This is a genomic window from Type-C symbiont of Plautia stali (assembly GCF_059730935.1).
On record NZ_AP035923.1, the window covers coordinates 42,638 to 59,644 of the forward strand.

Below are 17,007 nucleotides of genomic sequence, written 5' to 3' on the forward strand. Positions count from 1 at the left end.
GGTGGTATTGCGCCCGGTCGCTGCGTTTACCGCTTTATAACAGCGCCGATTATCAGGCGATTAAACATCTGACTATTTAAACCATGTGCGGGATATATAAGGCACAGGGCAGCGCTCAACCTGTTTTCACCGCGCTGCCAGTTTACCGCTGCTGCGGCTTTTATCTTCGATAACCTTACCCTGCGTTGGCTGCGGCGTGTTTCGGCACGTCCGCCAGCTGACATCTGACGGAGAAACACCATGGATCTCTCTGCTGTTCAGGCGAAACCTACGCGTCGCCGTTATATTACGCTGCTGATGATTTTTATTACGGTGGTCATTTGTTATGTCGATCGCGCTAATTTAGCCGTGGCCTCGGCGCATATTCAGCAGGAATTTGGCATCAGCAAAGCAGAAATGGGGTATGTGTTTTCTGCTTTTGCCTGGTTATATACGCTGTGCCAGATTCCCGGCGGCTGGTTTCTCGATCGCGTAGGCTCACGCCTAACCTATTTTATCGCTATTCTCGGCTGGTCGGTGGCGACATTATTGCAGGGATTCGCCAGCGGCTTATTATCGCTGATAGGTCTGCGCGCCATTACCGGTATTTTTGAAGCGCCGGCTTTCCCGACCAATAACCGCCTGGTTACCAGCTGGTTCCCGGAACAGGAGCGCGCTTCGGCCGTCGGTTTTTACACCTCCGGTCAGTTTGTCGGCCTGGCGTTTCTCACGCCGCTGCTGATCTGGATTCAGGAACTGCTGAGCTGGCACTGGGTGTTTATCATCACCGGCGGGATTGGCATTGTCTGGTCGCTGGTGTGGATGAAGGTTTATCAGGCGCCGAGCCAGAGCAAAGGCATCAATCAGGCCGAGCTGGATTACATTCGTGCCGGTGGCGCGATGGTCGACGGCGATGCACCCGGCGAGAAAAAAGCACGCGTTAAACTCACCGCGGCCGACTGGAAACTGGTGTTTCATCGCAAGCTGTGCGGTGTGTATCTCGGCCAGTTCGCGGTGACCTCAACGCTGTGGTTTTTCCTTACCTGGTTCCCCAACTACCTGACGCAGGAGAAACATATTGCCGCGCTGACGGCCGGCTTTATGACTACCGTGCCGTTTCTCGCCGCCTTTGTTGGCGTGATCCTCTCCGGGATGGTGGCCGATCGTCTGGTGCGCAGCGGCCGCTCGCTCGGCTTTGCCCGCAAGACGCCGATCATCTGCGGCCTGCTGATCTCCACCTGCATTATGGGCGCAAACTACACCAACGATCCGCTGTGGATTATGGTGCTGATGGCGCTGGCCTTCTTCGGCAACGGGTTCGCGTCCATCACCTGGTCGCTGGTCTCGTCACTGGCGCCGGTACGCCTGATTGGCCTGACTGGCGGCATGTTTAACTTTATCGGCGGCCTCGGTGGCATCACGGTACCGCTGGTGGTGGGGTATCTGGCGCAGGATTACGGCTTTGCGCCCGCGCTGGTGTACATCTCCGCCGTTGCGCTGATTGGCGCGCTCTCTTACATCCTGCTGGTGGGGGATGTGCAGCGCGTGGGCTAAGCTTCCGGGTGCGCATGCCTGCGCACCCGCATTAGCTGCTCAGCTTTTGCTTAACTGAACGGCATCACGTAATTTGTCCGGCAACGGTTACATCTGAGGTTGCCCCATGTCAGAAAAACAACTCACCTTTACTCAGCGCCATCATCAGCTGACCAATATCAACGTCTGGACCGCCGACAGCCAGTGGCTGGCATTTGATGTGCGGCCGTCCGGCGCCTCGTTTACCAGCCTGACCATTGAGCGCGTCAACGTGCACAGCGGCGCGGTCGAGGTGCTGTATCAGGCGCGCGATGGCGCGCACGTCGGCGTGGTGACCGTGAGTCCGGATCTGCCGCCGCGCTATGTCTGTATTCATGGGCCGGAGCATCCCGATGCGCACTGGCACTATGACTTTCATCACCGGCGCGGCGTGATTGTTCAGCAGGGCATCGCAGAGAACCTCGACGCCTGCGATATCACCGCGCCCTATACGCCGGGTGCGCTGCGTGGTGGCTCGCACGTGCATGTGTTCAGTCCGGATGGCTCGCGGCTGAGCTTTACCTATAACGATCACGTGATGCATGAGCGCGATGTGCGTGACGACCTGCGCAACGTCGGCGTGGCGGTGCCGCTGCATCCGGTGTGCCCGCCGAAGCAGCATCCGCGCGAATATGACGGCAGCCACTACTGCGTGCTGGTAAGCCACACCCGGCGCGATCCACAACCGGGCAGCGATCAGATTGACCGCGCCTATGAAGAGTGCTGGATTGGTGAGCGTGGCTATCAGAAAGCGGACGGCAGCTGGCAGCGCTGGGCCATCGCCTTTATCGGCGATACGCGCAATGCAAGTGGTGAGAAGGTGCCGGAAGTGTTTGTGGTCGATCTGCCTGAGGAGCTGGCGGACTATGCCAGAGCCGGCAATGCGCCGCTGCAGGGCACGGCAGAGCAGCTGCCGGCACCGCCGGCTGGCGTGCAGCAGCGGCGCATCACGTACGGTAAAGGGCTGGCGCTGCAGCCGCGCCACTGGTTGCGCGCTGCGCCGGATGGCAGCGCGATCGCCTTTTTGCAGGCTGACGAGCAGGGCATTGTGCAGCTGTGGACAGTCTCACCCAACGGTGGCGCGGCGCGTCAGATCACCTCTCTGCGCAGCAGCATTCAGTCTGCTTTCAGCTGGCAGCCGGACGGCGCAGCCATCGCCTTTATCTGTGATAACAGCGTGATGCGTTGTGAGATAGCCAGCGGACAGTGTACGCGCCTTACCGCGCGCAGCGCGCAACCGCCGGGCGGCGACGCGGTGGTGTGGTCGCCGGACGGGAAGCAGATCGCCTACATGCGCGAGGTTGACGGCTGGCGACAGCTGTTCTGCGTCAGTGTGATTCCGCCGGCATAGCCGCCGCAGTGGCCAGGCTGGCCTGGGTGCCAGCCATCTTCTCGCTCTGCAGCACGCGTTCGCGCGGCGAATCTTTGGTTTTATCGTCGTCGGCGCGGAAGTAATCCCACGGCAGCAGCAGCGTATCCATCACTGCCGAAAAGGGCAGATCGATCAGCGCCAGCGGTTTAATCGCCCAGCTGGTATTGTCATCGGTCAGCATCTCTGCGCTGGCGCGCGTGCCGGGGTAGTAACCCTGGCTGGCACCGGTATGGGACATCACGCTGGAGCAGCCTGATGTGGCACAGGCGCAGCAGACCAGCAGGCCGGTGAGCGGAAAGCGTTTCATCATTTTCATCATCATCATCCCTACAGTCATGGCATGGCCCTGGCTGGAGTGTGTCACCTGACATCCGCATAACTCTGTGGTTATGTCCTTCCCGTCAGGCGAAGCGTCCCCTGAGTGTATGCCATATCGTCAGAATTGCTGCAAAAAAAAGCGCATTGCCCCTTGAAAGCGACCTGAGCGCACCCATCTTTAAGCTACGGTCACGACGCGGTCGCCGACAGGGACACCGACGGGCCGGACAACCTGTCCATGGTGGAAGGTTGCCAAAACTTGCTGATTATCAGGAGTCTTATTATGCGTAACTTTGATCTCTCTCCGCTTTATCGTTCTGCTATTGGTTTCGACCGTCTGTTTAACCTGCTTGAGTCCAACCAAAACCAGGCTAACGGCGGCTACCCTCCGTACAACGTCGAGCTGGTAGACGAAAACCACTATCGCATCACCATTGCCGTCGCTGGCTTTGCGCAGAGCGAACTGGATATCACCGCCCATGACAACATGCTGGTGGTACGCGGCGCCCACCCTGAAGAGCAGCAGGAACGTAAATACCTGTACCAGGGCATCGCAGAACGTAACTTCGAACGCAAATTCCAGCTGGCCGATCACATCGTGGTGCGCGATGCGCGTCTCGAACTGGGCCTGCTGAGTATCGATCTGGAACGCATCGTCCCGGAAGAGGCGAAACCACGCCGGATTGAAATCCTGAAATAAGGCTAACGAAGTAAAGAAAAACGCCGCTGCAACGCGGCGTTTTTTTATGGCTGCATCATCAGGTACGTACCAGCAGGCGCTGGCTCACCATACCGCCAAACACATTCACCAGCAGCCCGAGAATGATCACCGACGCGCCGAGAATCTCCTGTGCCGACAGAGTTTCGCCGAGGATCAGCGCGGCGCTGAGAATACCGACCACCGGCACCAGCAGCGACAGCGGCGCCACGCGCCAGGTTTCGTAGCGGCTGAGCAGATTGCCCCAGATGGCGTAGCCAATGATGGTGGCGAAAAACGCCAGATAGAGCAGCGCCAGCACCGTCTGCAGCGAAATATCCAGCAGGCTGGTGACAATGGCGGATTCGCCCTCGAACCACCACGAACAGGCAAAGAACGGCGCAATCGGTACCAGCGCGCTCCATACCACCAGCGACATCACCGGCACCTTGCGGTTGCGCAGGATAATCTTGTTAGTGATATTGCCCAGCCCCCACGACAGCGCCGCCGCCAGCGTCAGCATCATGGTGGTCAGCGTGATGCCCGCGGTTGTCTGGCCCTCCATACCGGCGGTTGCCAGCATAAACATGCCGAGCGTGGCGACCAGAATGCCGGCGATGTGGTTCCAGCGCAGCTTCTCGGCCAGCAGCAGCGCGCCGAGCAGCAGGGTGAAAAATGCCTGCGCCTGCAGCACCAGCGAAGCCAGCCCGGCTGGCATGCCGAGCTTGATGGCGAGGAACAGAAACGCGAACTGACCAAAGCTGATGGTCATGCCATACACCACCAGCCAGCGCAGCGGAATTGCCGGACGACGCACGAAAAAGATCGCCGGAAACGCCACCAGCGTAAAACGCAGTCCCGCCAGCAAAAAGGGCGGCATGCCCTGCAAACCCAGCTTAATCACCACAAAATTTACGCCCCACGCCACCACGACGCACAGGGCTAACAACATATCTTTCACGGACATACGCATTCCTCAGCGCGGCAATCAGGCGGTTGCCGTCACCGGTGTGGCGATCTCTGCACCGCAGTCGTCGCCGATCAGTCGAAAATAATCATCCACATCCAAAGCTACCGAGCGGTCCAGCGCGCCGGCGTTAAACCACAGCGTCCCGACATCACGCAGTCGCGCATCCACGCGCAGCGCCAGTCGGTCATCAAAACTAAACGGCGGCACCGCGCCCATCACGCACTGCGTCAGCACTTGTGCCTGCTCAGGGGTGGCAAACGTCGACTTCTTACCGCCAATGGCACGCGCGGCGTGTTTGAAGTTGATTTTGCAGTCGCCGGGTACGATCGCCAGCAGATAGCGCGGCGCGGCACCGTCCGGCATAGTGACTTCCAGCACCATGGCTTTGGCCGCCTGCTGGAGATCGTTTCCGCGGATAGCGCTGATCACCTCGGTCTGGCCGATGGCCTCATGCTCCACCACGCGGTAGCGGGCCTGCTGCGCATCCAGCAGCGCAATCACTTTGTCATAGGTTGTCATACTGTCTTCCTCGTCTAAGGCCGGGATTAACTCCAGGCAATGGCGTGCTTCATTTTTTTGTCGGTCAGGCCAAAGAAAAAGCCCATGGTGATGCGCGTGTCGCCCTCTACGCGATCGATTTCATGATAAAACGCGGGATTAAACAGATAGATATCGCCACTGCGCGGCGCGAACTCGCAGGTCTCGCTGCCGGCGATGACGCCGCTCTGGTAGCCCAGTTCGCCGGGCGTTTTAAAGCGCTCGTCTTCCGGCTGCCATTTCTTATTGAAGATGCGCAGCGCGCCGCCGGCGTTGCACTCCTGCAGGCACACCACGCAGCTCAGCTGATGCAGAATGTGCGTCACCGCCAGACCGCTGCCAGCGGCATCGCGCACGATGTTGTCGTTATGCAGCGGATTAGCGACGCCGTCAGCGTGGAAACGCACAATCGAGCCGGCGTAATCACCCAGTGCCGGTTCGGTGGCGGTTTGCAGACTCTCAAGGCGCAGCGCATGCTGCACCCAGTGGTAAATCTGCGCGCGCAGGGCGTGCAGCGAGGCCGGCAGCGCCGGCTGGATGTCGCGCAGTTCGGTGAAATAGTTTTCCGGCGCGGCGGTGTGCTTCGCCAGATACGGGCCGAGCGTGGTCAGCGCGCCATTTGGATAGTGAGAAACCCGTACCTGCTCGCGGCACTGCTGGAGATCAGCCACCACCGCGTTGCGCACCTCTGGCGTGAGGAAATTGCGCAGCACCAGCAGCGGCACGCGCGCGGTGACGATGTCATCCAGCCAGGTGCTTTCGACGAACATGTTGGGGTTAATGACGCGAATCTGATTGAAAATGGCCATGGGTTCACTCTCCAAAAGGAATTTCATGAAGTTCATGGTTGCTCATACGGTGCCATGCTGACGCCGTGCCCAGTGTTGAAACAGGTTCAGAGGAGATAAAGGTGCTGTTGTTCTGCTGACAACGATGCAGGGTGAAATAGTCGGGGTAAGGTGTGTCATCAGGATGCCATTGCCACGCCCATGCTTTCTCGCGGGTGACGAAAATGGCGTTTGCCGCGCTGCCACCTGGCGCCACCCGGGCCATTTTTTCGCGCAGATAGTCGCGGGTGAAATCGGCGGGCGTCACACGGTCGACGATATATTCCAGATATTCAGCGGAATCAAAGCGCGACTGCGCCATGCCGAGCTGCGCATAGACGGTCGGCAAAAAGCCGTTGTGCATCATGTACCACTGGGTGGTGCCGCTGGTGCGCCGCAGCGGATGGGAGAACGCAATGCCCTGGTTTTTGCTGAGCGTGGCGTGACGCACGTGCACCGCCAGAAAGCGGCTGTGCTGCATGCGCGTGACGTCAATGCCTGGCAGTGCTTCGGCAAAGGTGCCGCTGCCATGCAGCGTACGGATCTGACCGTGCTCCAGCCACAGACAGCCCCAGCCGTTGGGATGTTGTTTAATCGGGCCATCGTGCGCGGCGGTTTCACCGCAGCTCATGGCGCGTGCGGCGTCCAGTACCGCAGCGGCGTCAAACTGGCCGTGTGCCAGAATCATTCTGCACATAGTAAATCTCTCCGTGAGGTCAAAGCGGGAACAGCAAGAAGGGCGTGAAACACCGCCAGAATTTCGTCGCGGCTGGCGGCAGGCAGACGCAGCGTGGCGAGAATCCCGGCGTGGCGCGTCAGATCGGCGTACAGCGATGAGCGCGGCGAGACCTCCAGCGCCGGTAAGTTGAGCGGTGGCAACAGCTGGCCGCGCTGGTGGTCGGCAATCCAGCGCCCGGCGGCGTCATACTGCAGCCGCTGGCGCAATCGCAGCCGGCCGACGGCCTGTGACGGTGCGGCGAAGTGCAGTTCAGGCAGGCCGCGTCCGGCTTCAACCTGAAAGGCTACCTCGGCCCAGTTGATGCCGGTGACCTCTTCCACCAGGTTCACCACGCCCATGCCGGACAGGCGAAAGCCCATTTCGAGAAAGTGCGGTTCGCCATTCACCATAATAAAGTCGATGTGGAAAGCGCCGCGCCGGTAGCCGAAGGTTTCACAGCAGAAACTCATCAGGCTGGTGAAGGCGGCGGGCAGCTGCTGCGCCGCCATCGCCACATGGCCGGATTCGTAAAAGCTGATACAGCCGTCGGCCTCGGTATGCTGCTCAATCACCTTCTGGCAGCAGGTCAGCGCTACCGCGTGTCCATTCTCCACCACGCCCTGCAGCGAATATTCGTCGCCGGCCAGCCAGCTTTCGACGATAAAGCCGGTAAAGCCACGTCCGCCATAGTTCATGGTGTCGAGCAGCCGGGCAATCACCGCATCCAGCTGGCTGGCCTCTTCCACCAGCCAGATGCCCAGCCCGCCGCCGCCGTCGACCGGTTTGATCACGCAGGGGTAGAGCAGCGCATCCCGCGCGTCGCCAATGCTGAGCGGTGAGGCAAAGAAGCGAAACTCCGGCTGTGGAAAACGCGGCCAGGCTTTGCGTAGCGCCATGCGCTGTGCATATTTATCCGGCGGGATGAAGCCCGGACCGGCATCCGGGCCGGCCAGCAGTTCACGCACCCGGCCAGCGCTGGCGTTGTAAGCCTCAAAACCGGCCAGCACCACCTGTGGATGCTCCAGCAAACCGGCGTGCAGACAGGCATTGAGAACATCCCACGGATTTTCCGGGCGATCGAGACGCACAATCAGATCGAACGGCAGGGCGATGCTGAGCGATTGATAGTCGACAAAATCCCCCATTTCGGCCAGTACGGTAAAATAGCCTTCGCGTTTTGCCACCGCGCAGTAGGGATTTTGCCCGTCGCGCGTGGCGCCAATCTGCAGAAAAATCTTTCTCATCGCGTCGCCTTACCGGGTTAACGCCCGGAAATCACTTCAGTAACGATGTCCTGTAACGCACCGTTGTTAACCTGAATCACCGCTTTGTGCGGGTCGAAACGCAACACGCGCGACAGCGCATCGCCGCGTGCGCCGTCCAGCAGCGAACTCACCGCCGCGCTGCGCCAGCAGTGCCGCATCTGCGCCACGCTGAGGCCCGACAGCTGCGTGAGCTGCTGCGCCAGCGCCACATCCTCGCTCTCTCCACTCAGCAAGGCGCGCACTGCGGCTTCTTCCGGCGCGGCCGGCAGCTGCAGCAGCCAGGCTTTCAGCTGCTGGCCGGCGGCGATAAACGGTGAATAGATCATGCATACCAGCTGGGTTTCACTGAGGCCGAAAGCGTCGAGTGCGAACTGCGCGGCGCGCTGGCGTGCGCGGGCAATCGCGGCATCGTCCTGATAGCGCGCGGCCATCTCATCGATCAGCTGCGGCGGAAAGTCCTTCTGCACCATCAGGCCGAGCGCAAAGCGCACATATTCGCGAATGCCTTCGGCGTAGCTGCGCTGCAACAGCGTCTCCGCACGCAGACCGCGAATATGTGCCATTAATGTCGGATTGCCGCAGTCCGACTCGGAGAAGCTGAACATCAGTTCGTCGAAGCGGAAATGCATGAATTCGGTCAGCAGCGCCCAGTGCGCGCCAGCCTCATAAGCGGTGTCCTGATAGATGTTGAAGAACAGCGGGTCGCGCGCCAGCTGCCAGGTAATGCGATGTGCCGGCGTGACCTGGTCAGCGCCATAAATGTCGGCGAAATAGCGCGCCGCCACGCCGTCCAGCGTGTGGAGAAAGCCGCTGAAGCCGCGCGACTTATCGGCCATCGGCGCATCAAACAGTTTTGACAGGTGGCGCGCCCACGCAAGGTAAGCGGTCTGTTCCTGCGGTGAATCGCCGGTGATGATCACATCGACGCCGCCATCGTAGTGCGCCGCCAGGCCAAACGAATTCACCATACTCAGGTTGCAGGCGTTGCAGAAGGTGGAGCGCGCGTCGGCACGGAAGCGGTGGCCATTCATCAGCACATCGTCGCGGTTCTGCTGGCGCACGCTCTGCGGCATCGGCAAATGGCGATCGAAGAGACGAATCTGCAGCCCGTCGGTCACCAGGCACTCGGTGAACGCGTCGTCATGGATACGCAGCGCACGATAGACGCGATCGATGTTTTCCATCACGCTATCGTTCATGGCGGCATGGCGGTTAGTGCTGATGCGCAGCTGAAACGTGCTGTTGCGCTGTTGCCAGATTAACCCCTGAATGTAACGTACGTAGGCCACCATATAGCTGCTGTCTTTGCCGCCGCCATAGGCCAGCAGTACGCGGTTACGTTCGGGATGGTCGGGATCGGGCAGGGCGGCGAGCAGTCGCTGAGCACAGTGCTGGGCGGAATCGAGAATCGCGGGCGTCAGGTATTCTTCAATTTCACTCATCATCGCGGACAGATTATTCATTTTTCACTTCATCCTTTGGCTAATAAAATCGCCGCTGCCGTGCGGGCGACAACGGGCTGGAAAACGGGCCACGAAGGTGCTGCGTGAAGCTGAATTAACAGATGCAGCCTAAAGTACTTTGAATGTAATCTGATGAATACGCACAGATCAGCACGATATGGGGTGGAACAGATGGCGGGTGAAACGCAGGAACAGGAGAGTCAGAGCAGTCGTTACCGTCAGATCGCTGAGCAGATAAAACAGGCCATTCACAGCGGATCGCTGCCGCCCGACAGCCGTTTGCCGTCGGTGCGCACGCTGGCGACGCAGTATCGCGTCAGCATGACCACTGCGCTGAAAACATTACGCACGCTGGAGGATGAGCACTACGCGGTGGCACGGCCGAAGTCCGGCTTTTTTGTCGCACCGCGTCCCACAGAGAAAAAAGTGCCGGCGGTATTCAGCGAGCAGCCGCGCGAAGTAGCGCCGCTGGATGAGCAAACCGAACTGCACCTGGCGATGCTGGGATCGGACTGCCGCGTGCGGCTCGATCTGGCCAACGGCGACATCTCACTCTATCCGGTGAAAAAAATTGGTTTGCTGATGCGGCAGATGGGTTACAGCAAACCGGCGCTGCTCGGTAATACGGTGAAAGGCACCGGCTATGCGCCGCTCAAGGCGGAAATTGCCCGGCGCGCGGTGGATTATGGCTGCAATATCAGCGCTGATGACATCCTGGTCACCAACGGCTGCATTGAGGCGATTTCGCTGGCGCTGCGCGCCACCACGCGGCCGGGCGATATCGTGGCGGTGGAGTCGCCGTGCTACTTCGTGCTGCTACAGATGCTGCACAACCTCAACCTGCGCGTCATTGAAGTGGAAGCCGGGCCGGAGGGTTACGTCAACGTCGCGAAACTCACCGGGCTGTTCCGGCGTAAAGCGGTGCAGGCCTATCTCACCATCAACAACATCAATAATCCGCTGGGCAAAAGTATTCCCAACGAGCACAAGGCGTATATCGCGCGCCAGGCCGATGAGAATGATGTGGTGATCATTGAGGACGATATCTTTGGCGATACGGCTTTCGGCGAGCGCCGGCCGTTTCCGATGCGCGCCTTCAGCCCCAATGCCATTCTGTGCAGCGGCTTTTCCAAAACCGTGGCGCCTGGCATCCGTATTGGCTGGGTGCACAGCACCAAGTACATGCGCAAAATCGCCTCGCTGAAGTACACCACCAGCATGGGCACGTCGGTGCTGTCGCAGGCGGCGATTGCCGAACTGCTGCGCAGCGGCGGTTACGATGCGCACCTGCGCAAGCTGCGGCGCGAGCTGAAAAATCAGATCCACCATATGCGCCAGGCGGTGCTGCGCTACTTCCCGGCGGGCACGCGTGTGTCGGATCCGGAGGGCGGTTACGTGCTGTGGGTGGAAATGCCGCAACAGGCACTGAACGTGCGCGCGCTGTTTCTCAAGGCGCGCAACGCGGGCATCGGCATCGCGCCTGGGCACATCTTCGCCACCGATCACCGCTACGATCACTGCTTCCGGCTCAACGCCGGTTTTGGCTGGAATGCCGAAGTCGAACAGGCGATTCAGCAGCTGGCGCAGTGGTGCCAGCTGTCGTTAAGCGCGAATTAAGCGTTCCAGGCGTTATCCAGCTCTTCCGCCAGAATCTGTACCGCACGCTCAATCGTGTCGCTGTCCGGTACGTAATTCATGCGCATGCACTGATGGGTGTGCGGCCAGGCCTGTTCCAGCCCCGGGAAGAAGAAGTGGCCCGGCACCATCAGCACGCCGCGCGCTTTCAGACGCTGATACAGCGCTTCGGTGCTGATCGGCAGGTCGCGGAACCACAGCCACAGGAAGATAGCGCCTTCCGGTTTGTGGATCAGGCAGCGATCTTCGCTGATATAGCGGCGAATAATCGCGATAGTTTCGCTAACCTTGGCCTGATAGAACGGTTTAATCACTTCCTGCGACAGGCGCAGCAGATCGCCACGCACAATCATCTCGGTAGCAATCGCCGGACCGATGCTGCCTGGCGCCAGGCTGATAATGCCATTCATGTTACCAATGGCACTGATCGTGCTCTCATCGGCAACGATAATCCCGCAACGTGCGCCCGGCAGGCCCAGCTTCGACAGGCTCATGCACAGAATGGTGTTGGGGTTCCACAGCGGACGTGCCTCACTGAAGATGATGCCGGGGAACGGCACGCCGTAGGCGTTATCGATCAGCAGCGGGACGCCGTGCTGCTGTGCCAGCGCATCCAGCTGCAGCAGTTCGTGGTCGGTGATGACGTTGCCGGTTGGATTGGTCGGACGCGACACGCAAATCAGGCCAGTCTCATCATTCAGCGGCAGATGGTCGAAATCGACGTGGTATTTGAACTGGCCTTCCGGCAGCAGTTCAATATTGGGTTTGGCGGAGATGAACAGATCCTCCTCCAGCCCGGCATCGGCATAGCCGAGGTATTCCGGTGCCAGCGGGAACAGCACGCGCTTTTTGCTGCCGTCGGCGCGGCGGCCGGCGAACAGATTAAACAGGTAAAAGAACGCGCTCTGGCTGCCGTTGGTGAGCGCGATATTTTGTGGCGTTACCGGCCAGCCGAGCTCCTCGCGCAGTAGCGTAGCCAGCGCCTCCAGCAGCAGCGCTTTGCCGCGCGGGCCGTCGTAGTTGCACAGCGCTTCGTTCAGCTTGCCGTCCTGATGCATCTGCAGCAGCAGCTGACTGAAATAATCATTGATGGCCGGAATCTGCGCCGGATTACCGCCGCCCAGCATGATCGTGCCAGGCGTGCGCAGCCCTTCGCCCATATCTTCCATCAGACGAGAGATGCCGGAATGTTGCGTAAATTTGTCACCGAACTGAGAAAAAGCCATAGGAGGTAAAAACATTGTTATCAGGGGGAAGACCACCATAGCGCCCGCAACCGGCAGGCGCAATGGCTAAAGCCGTGCGATCAAGCCAGGACCTGCGGGTTAACGCAGTTTTTCTCCACTTTACCGCTCAGCGCGGCGATCAGGTTGTCGACCGCATCGCGCGCCATGCCGTAGCGCGTTTCATGCGTGGCGGAGCCGATGTGCGGCAGCGCGACCACGTTCGGCAGCGTGAGGATTTCCGCATCGGCCGGCACCGGCTCGACTTCAAACACATCCAGCCCGGCGGCGTGAATAGTGCCGTCTTTCAGTGCGGCGGTCAGCGCCTGCTCATCGACCACCGGACCGCGTCCGGCGTTGATCAGAATCGCGCTCGGCTTCATCAGTTTCAGCTGTTCCGCACCGATCATATGGTGCGTCTGCTCGGTCAGCGGCAGGCTGATGCAGACAAAATCGCTCTCTTTCAACAGCGTTTCCAGATCGCAGGCGCGCGCGCCAAAGCGGGTTTCCGCCTCTTCATGCTGGCGGCGGGCGTTGTACAGAATGTTCATGCCGAAGCCAAAGTGGGCGCGCTGCGCCAGTGCCAGACCAATGCGGCCCATGCCGAGAATGCCCAGCGTCTTGTGGTGTACGTCGATACCGAAGTGCTCAGCGTCAATACTCTTTTTCCACTCACCGGCTTTGACCCACTTATCCAGCTCGGTGACGCGACGCGCGGTGCTCAGCACCAGCGCCATCATGGTATCGGCCACGGTTTCGGTCAGTACGGTGGGCGTGTGCATCAGCAGAACGTTGCGCTGGTTGAGCGCATCAACGTCAAAGTTGTCATAGCCGACGGAGACGGTAGAACAGGCACGCAGTGCCGGCATGCTGGCCAGCAGCTCATCATTCACTTTGCCGCCGGAGCCCAGCAGACCCTGCGCTGCGGCGAACTGCGCCGCATGCTGTTTCACCGTCTCCGGCGAGACATCTTTCACTTCCGTGACGCTGAAGTGCTGGTCCAGCTTGGCACGCAGGTCATCGGGCAGGCTCTTATACAGAATCACAGCAGGTTTCATTATTTGCTCCCTGTAGAACGTGTGACGGGCGACCTGAGTCGCCCGGAAAAGTCATCGCTTACGCTTTCAGGCGTGCTTCGCCCCGTGAATCGGCGGCGGCGTTTTGTTGGCCGCCGGTTTAACAATCAGCGTCAGCCACACCGACGCCAGTAGCGCAGCACCCATAAAGACATAGGAGGCGGCAGGACTGCCGGTCGCCCCATTAAGATAGCCTACGATCCATGAACCGATGAAGGAACCCAGTGCGCCCATACTGTTAATCAGCGCCATGGCACCGCCGGAAACATTGCGCGGCAGCATCTCCGGAATGATGGCGAAGAACGGGCCATACGGGGCGTACATCGCACCACCGGCAATCACCAGCAGCGCATACGACAGCCAGAAGTTGCTGGAGCCCACCATCCACGAGCCGAGGAACGCCAGTGCGCCAATCAGCAGCAGCGGCCAGACAAACAGCTTACGGTTTTGCGTCTTGTCCGACGCCCACGACACTACCAGCATGGCGATGGTCGCCACCAGATACGGTACCGCCGACAGCCAGCCCGCTTCGACCATGCCCATCTGCGTGCCGTTACGCAGAATCGACGGCAGCCACAGCACGAAACCGTACACGCCGATGCTCCAGGCAAAATATTGCAGGCACAGCAGGATAACGTTGCGGTTGCGGAAGGCTTCGCTGTAGTTGCGCACCGCTTTAATGTTCTCCTGCTCCTTCTGCAGCTGCGCCTGCAGCGCCGCTTTCTCTTCGTCGCTCATCCATTTGGCCTGGGCCGGTTTATCCTGCACCATAAACCACCAGGCAATCGCCCAGATCACCGCCGGGAAGCCCTCGATGATGAACATCTCGCGCCAGCCAAAGGAGTTAATCAGGTAGCCGGATACCACCGACATCCACAGCACCGTCACCGGGTTGCCGAGGATCAGGAAGGTGTTCGCGCGTGAGCGCTCGGATTTGGTAAACCAGTTGCTGATGTAGATCAGCATCGCCGGCATCACCGCCGCTTCCACCACGCCGAGCACAAAGCGGATGGCGGCCAGCATCGGAATATTGCTGACGATACCGGTCAGCGAGGCACAGCCGCCCCACAGAATCAGACACCAGAAAATCAGTTTTTTTACGCTACGGCGTTCGGCATAGACCGCGCCGGGGATCTGAAAGAAGAAGTAGCCAAGGAAGAACAGGGCACCGAGCAGCGATGACATGCCTTTGGTGATACCGAGATCCTCATTTATCCCTGCGGCAGAGGCGAAGCTAAAGTTCGCCCGGTCCAGATACGCCAGACTGTAGGTGATAAACACGATGGGCATGATATACCACCAGCGTTTTGGCGCGATTGTCTGCGATTTCATGGGTGACTCCTCTGGTTGAGGCGGGCGCATTCTGTGGATGCGTCTCGAAATTAGGGTGTAGAGACAGTTTTAACGTATTGGCACGGTATCGTAGCGGCGCGATTCATCGCGCGTTGTCGACGTTGCGTCCTGCATGTGCGCAATAAATTGCGCCGCTACGGGTCCGTGCGTTTGTTTAATAATCGCCGAGCGCTGCGCGCGTCGGCAGACCTTCGCTGTCGCCGGCAACCTGAATCGCCAGCGAACCAATTTTGTTACCGCGCAGAATCGCCTGCGGCAGCGATTTCCCTTCCAGCAGTGCGCTGATCAGCCCGACCGCAAAGCCATCGCCCGCGCCGACGGTATCCACTACATTCTCCACGTGGATCGGCGCAATCTGGCCCTGTTCGCCCGCGGCGGTTTTATACCAGGCGCCGTCGCTGCCGGTTTTGATCACCACCGCCCGCACGCCTTTATCGAGGTAGAAATCCGCGATCGCTTCAGGCTGACGGTAGCCGGTCAGAATCAGCCCCTCTTTTTCACCTGGCAGCACCCAGTCGGCGTATTCTGCCAGCAAATTCAGCTGCTTACGCATCTCTTCTTCACTGCGCCACAGCACCGGACGCAGATTAGGATCAAAGGAGATAGTTTTGCCGCGGGCGCGCATCTCTTTCGCCGCATGTTTAGCCAGCGCCAGCGAGCTATCGGAAAGCGCGGCGGCCACGCCGCTCAGATGCAGATGGCGCGCGCTGCCGAAATAGCTTTCGTCGAAATCATCCGGTGACAGGTGGCTGGCGGCGGAGCCTTTACGGAAATACTCCACTTCCGGATCGGAGCCGTCGTCCACGCGCGCTTTGAGCTGAAAACCGGTGCGATAGCGGTTATCAATGGTCACGCAGCGGTGGTCAACGTGCTCTTTCGCCAGCTGCTGCAGGGTAAAACGGCCAAAGCTGTCGTCGCCGACGCGGCTGACCCAGCCAACCTGCAAACCGAGGCGCGCCAGACCAATCGCCACGTTAAGCTCGGCACCGGCAATGCGCTTCGTGAACTGATCGGCTGCGGCGAGATCGCCGGTTTGCCCGGCAATAAACATCGCCATCGCCTCACCAATGGTGACGACATCCAGCTGAGAGGTGTGTGTCATGCTCAACTCCTTACACCGCGCGCAGCAGATCGACGTAGTGGCGGGTCACCGCCAGTAAATCTGCGCCGGCTAATGGGAACTCAATACCGCGCGGTGCATCGGCCGGCAGCGCCTGCAGCAGCGTGCGCCAGCTGTCGTCGGCGTCATCCAGCGCAATGGCGCGGAAGCTGTCACCGTGCGGCACCGCCGCCTTAACATGAATGTAGCTCACGTAGCGACTGAGCTGCGCCGCTGCCTGCAGGGCGTCTTCGCCGGTCCAGCGCCAGTTGCCCATGTCGAAGGTCATATCCAGCGGCAGCGCGGCATCGCAGGCGTGATGGAAGAAGTGCAGCATTGGCGTCAGCTTACTGTCCGGCGTCTGATCGTTTTCGATGACCAGCGTGACGCGCGAGGCGGCCAGCACCTCGACCAGCTGGCGATCGGCCAGCGAGACATAGTGACCCAATGCCAGCTTGAGGCGCTGAGCGCCCAGCAGCTCAGCTTCCTGCAGGAACTGCGCCAGACGCGGATTGAGCGCACCGTCCGCCTGCCACAGCGCTTCCGGCACTGAATAGCTGACGCTGAGCTGATGCTGACGCAGCGCGTCGCTAAGCGTATGCAGCTGGCACAATTCGTCGTCGCTGAACAGCTCGCGGCGGATCTCGACGCCATCGGCACCGGCTGCTTTAATCAGCGGCAGCAGCGCTGCCTGGCCGCCCAGTTCTGCCACCTTGTGCGCGCCGTAGGCGGCCGTGACCACAATAATTTCCGCTTTCGACATCTTTCCTCCAGCCTGTCTCGCTGTGCTGCCCGCCGCACCGTTATGCGCCGGACAGCACGTTAATGTGCTGTAAAAAGCTTAATGGAACCGGTTCCAAAGGAAAGTAGCAGAGTGCGGAATTATGATCCTGCTCACGAAGT

The 17,007-nt window shown here is 59.9% G+C and carries 16 protein-coding genes; 4 read left to right on the plus strand and 12 right to left on the minus strand.

Annotation, left to right across the window (positions count from 1 at the left end; genetic code table 11):
- Nucleotides 1-240 precede the first annotated feature (240 nt).
- On the plus strand, nt 241-1,533 hold the full coding sequence (locus tag AC6I7J_RS00210; RefSeq protein WP_058770733.1) for an MFS transporter: 1,293 nt from the start codon (nt 241-243) through the stop codon (nt 1,531-1,533).
- Between the two features lie 106 nt (nt 1,534-1,639).
- On the plus strand, nt 1,640-2,902 hold the full coding sequence (locus AC6I7J_RS00215; RefSeq protein WP_264241077.1) for a YidR family protein: 1,263 nt from the start codon (nt 1,640-1,642) through the stop codon (nt 2,900-2,902).
- On the opposite strand, the gene AC6I7J_RS00220 is transcribed toward AC6I7J_RS00215, so the two are convergent.
- Nucleotides 2,880-3,239 (minus strand): YceK/YidQ family lipoprotein, encoded by a 360-nt coding sequence (locus AC6I7J_RS00220; RefSeq protein ID WP_040679624.1) that lies wholly within the window; start codon nt 3,237-3,239, stop codon nt 2,880-2,882. The two genes, AC6I7J_RS00215 and AC6I7J_RS00220, sit on opposite strands and share 23 nt — an antisense overlap.
- Nucleotides 3,240-3,524: 285 nt before the next feature.
- Here AC6I7J_RS00220 and ibpA point away from each other — a divergent pair, with 285 nt between their 5' ends.
- The gene (gene ibpA / locus AC6I7J_RS00225; RefSeq protein ID WP_010617843.1) at nt 3,525-3,941 is read left to right on the plus strand and encodes a small heat shock chaperone IbpA; all 417 of its coding nucleotides are present in this window, start codon (nt 3,525-3,527) and stop codon (nt 3,939-3,941) included.
- Between the two features lie 58 nt (nt 3,942-3,999).
- Here ibpA and AC6I7J_RS00230 read toward each other — a convergent pair whose 3' ends face one another.
- The 6 genes from AC6I7J_RS00230 to AC6I7J_RS00255 are packed head-to-tail and all read right to left on the minus strand — an operon-like array spanning nt 4,000 to nt 9,718.
- The gene (locus AC6I7J_RS00230) at nt 4,000-4,905 is read right to left on the minus strand and encodes an EamA family transporter (protein ID WP_021506902.1); all 906 of its coding nucleotides are present in this window, start codon (nt 4,903-4,905) and stop codon (nt 4,000-4,002) included.
- A 21-nt stretch (nt 4,906-4,926) separates the two neighbouring features.
- Nucleotides 4,927-5,427: a YbaK/EbsC family protein gene (locus AC6I7J_RS00235; RefSeq protein ID WP_166712415.1), complete on the minus strand. Its 501-nt coding sequence runs from the start codon at nt 5,425-5,427 to the stop codon at nt 4,927-4,929.
- Between the two features lie 26 nt (nt 5,428-5,453).
- The gene (locus AC6I7J_RS00240) at nt 5,454-6,254 is read right to left on the minus strand and encodes a 2OG-Fe(II)-dependent halogenase WelO5 family protein (protein ID WP_159377278.1); all 801 of its coding nucleotides are present in this window, start codon (nt 6,252-6,254) and stop codon (nt 5,454-5,456) included.
- 4 nt (nt 6,255-6,258) lie between these two features.
- Complete coding sequence (locus AC6I7J_RS00245) at nt 6,259-6,969, minus strand: class II glutamine amidotransferase (RefSeq protein WP_058781871.1); 711 nt, start codon at nt 6,967-6,969, stop codon at nt 6,259-6,261.
- Nucleotides 6,957-8,234 carry an ATP-grasp domain-containing protein gene (locus AC6I7J_RS00250; RefSeq protein WP_481657208.1) on the minus strand — a complete coding sequence of 426 codons (1,278 nt, stop codon included), beginning with the start codon at nt 8,232-8,234 and terminating at the stop codon, nt 6,957-6,959. Before AC6I7J_RS00250 ends, AC6I7J_RS00245 begins: the two co-directional genes overlap by 13 nt.
- A gap of 17 nt (nt 8,235-8,251) precedes the next feature.
- Nucleotides 8,252-9,718: a hypothetical protein gene (locus tag AC6I7J_RS00255; RefSeq protein ID WP_058775613.1), complete on the minus strand. Its 1,467-nt coding sequence runs from the start codon at nt 9,716-9,718 to the stop codon at nt 8,252-8,254.
- Between the two features lie 171 nt (nt 9,719-9,889).
- Between AC6I7J_RS00255 and AC6I7J_RS00260 the strand changes: the two genes are divergently transcribed.
- Complete coding sequence (locus AC6I7J_RS00260) at nt 9,890-11,335, plus strand: aminotransferase-like domain-containing protein (protein ID WP_498006466.1); 1,446 nt, start codon at nt 9,890-9,892, stop codon at nt 11,333-11,335.
- Here the strand turns inward: AC6I7J_RS00260 and AC6I7J_RS00265 are convergent.
- The 5 genes from AC6I7J_RS00265 to AC6I7J_RS00285 all read right to left on the minus strand — a co-directional run bounded on the left by AC6I7J_RS00265 (nt 11,332) and on the right by AC6I7J_RS00285 (nt 16,867).
- Nucleotides 11,332-12,579, minus strand: coding sequence for a valine--pyruvate transaminase (locus AC6I7J_RS00265; RefSeq protein WP_498006468.1), 1,248 nt, complete (start codon nt 12,577-12,579; stop codon nt 11,332-11,334). The two genes, AC6I7J_RS00260 and AC6I7J_RS00265, sit on opposite strands and share 4 nt — an antisense overlap.
- A gap of 80 nt (nt 12,580-12,659) precedes the next feature.
- Nucleotides 12,660-13,634: a glyoxylate/hydroxypyruvate reductase GhrB gene (ghrB, locus tag AC6I7J_RS00270; protein WP_058770740.1), complete on the minus strand. Its 975-nt coding sequence runs from the start codon at nt 13,632-13,634 to the stop codon at nt 12,660-12,662.
- A 66-nt stretch (nt 13,635-13,700) separates the two neighbouring features.
- The gene (locus AC6I7J_RS00275; RefSeq protein WP_021506893.1) at nt 13,701-14,984 is read right to left on the minus strand and encodes an MFS transporter; all 1,284 of its coding nucleotides are present in this window, start codon (nt 14,982-14,984) and stop codon (nt 13,701-13,703) included.
- A 175-nt stretch (nt 14,985-15,159) separates the two neighbouring features.
- Nucleotides 15,160-16,107: a sugar kinase gene (locus AC6I7J_RS00280; RefSeq protein WP_058758183.1), complete on the minus strand. Its 948-nt coding sequence runs from the start codon at nt 16,105-16,107 to the stop codon at nt 15,160-15,162.
- 10 nt (nt 16,108-16,117) lie between these two features.
- Nucleotides 16,118-16,867, minus strand: a complete 750-nt coding sequence (locus AC6I7J_RS00285; RefSeq protein ID WP_058781875.1) for a sugar phosphate isomerase/epimerase family protein — start codon at nt 16,865-16,867, stop codon at nt 16,118-16,120.
- Nucleotides 16,868-17,007: the final 140 nt, after the last annotated feature.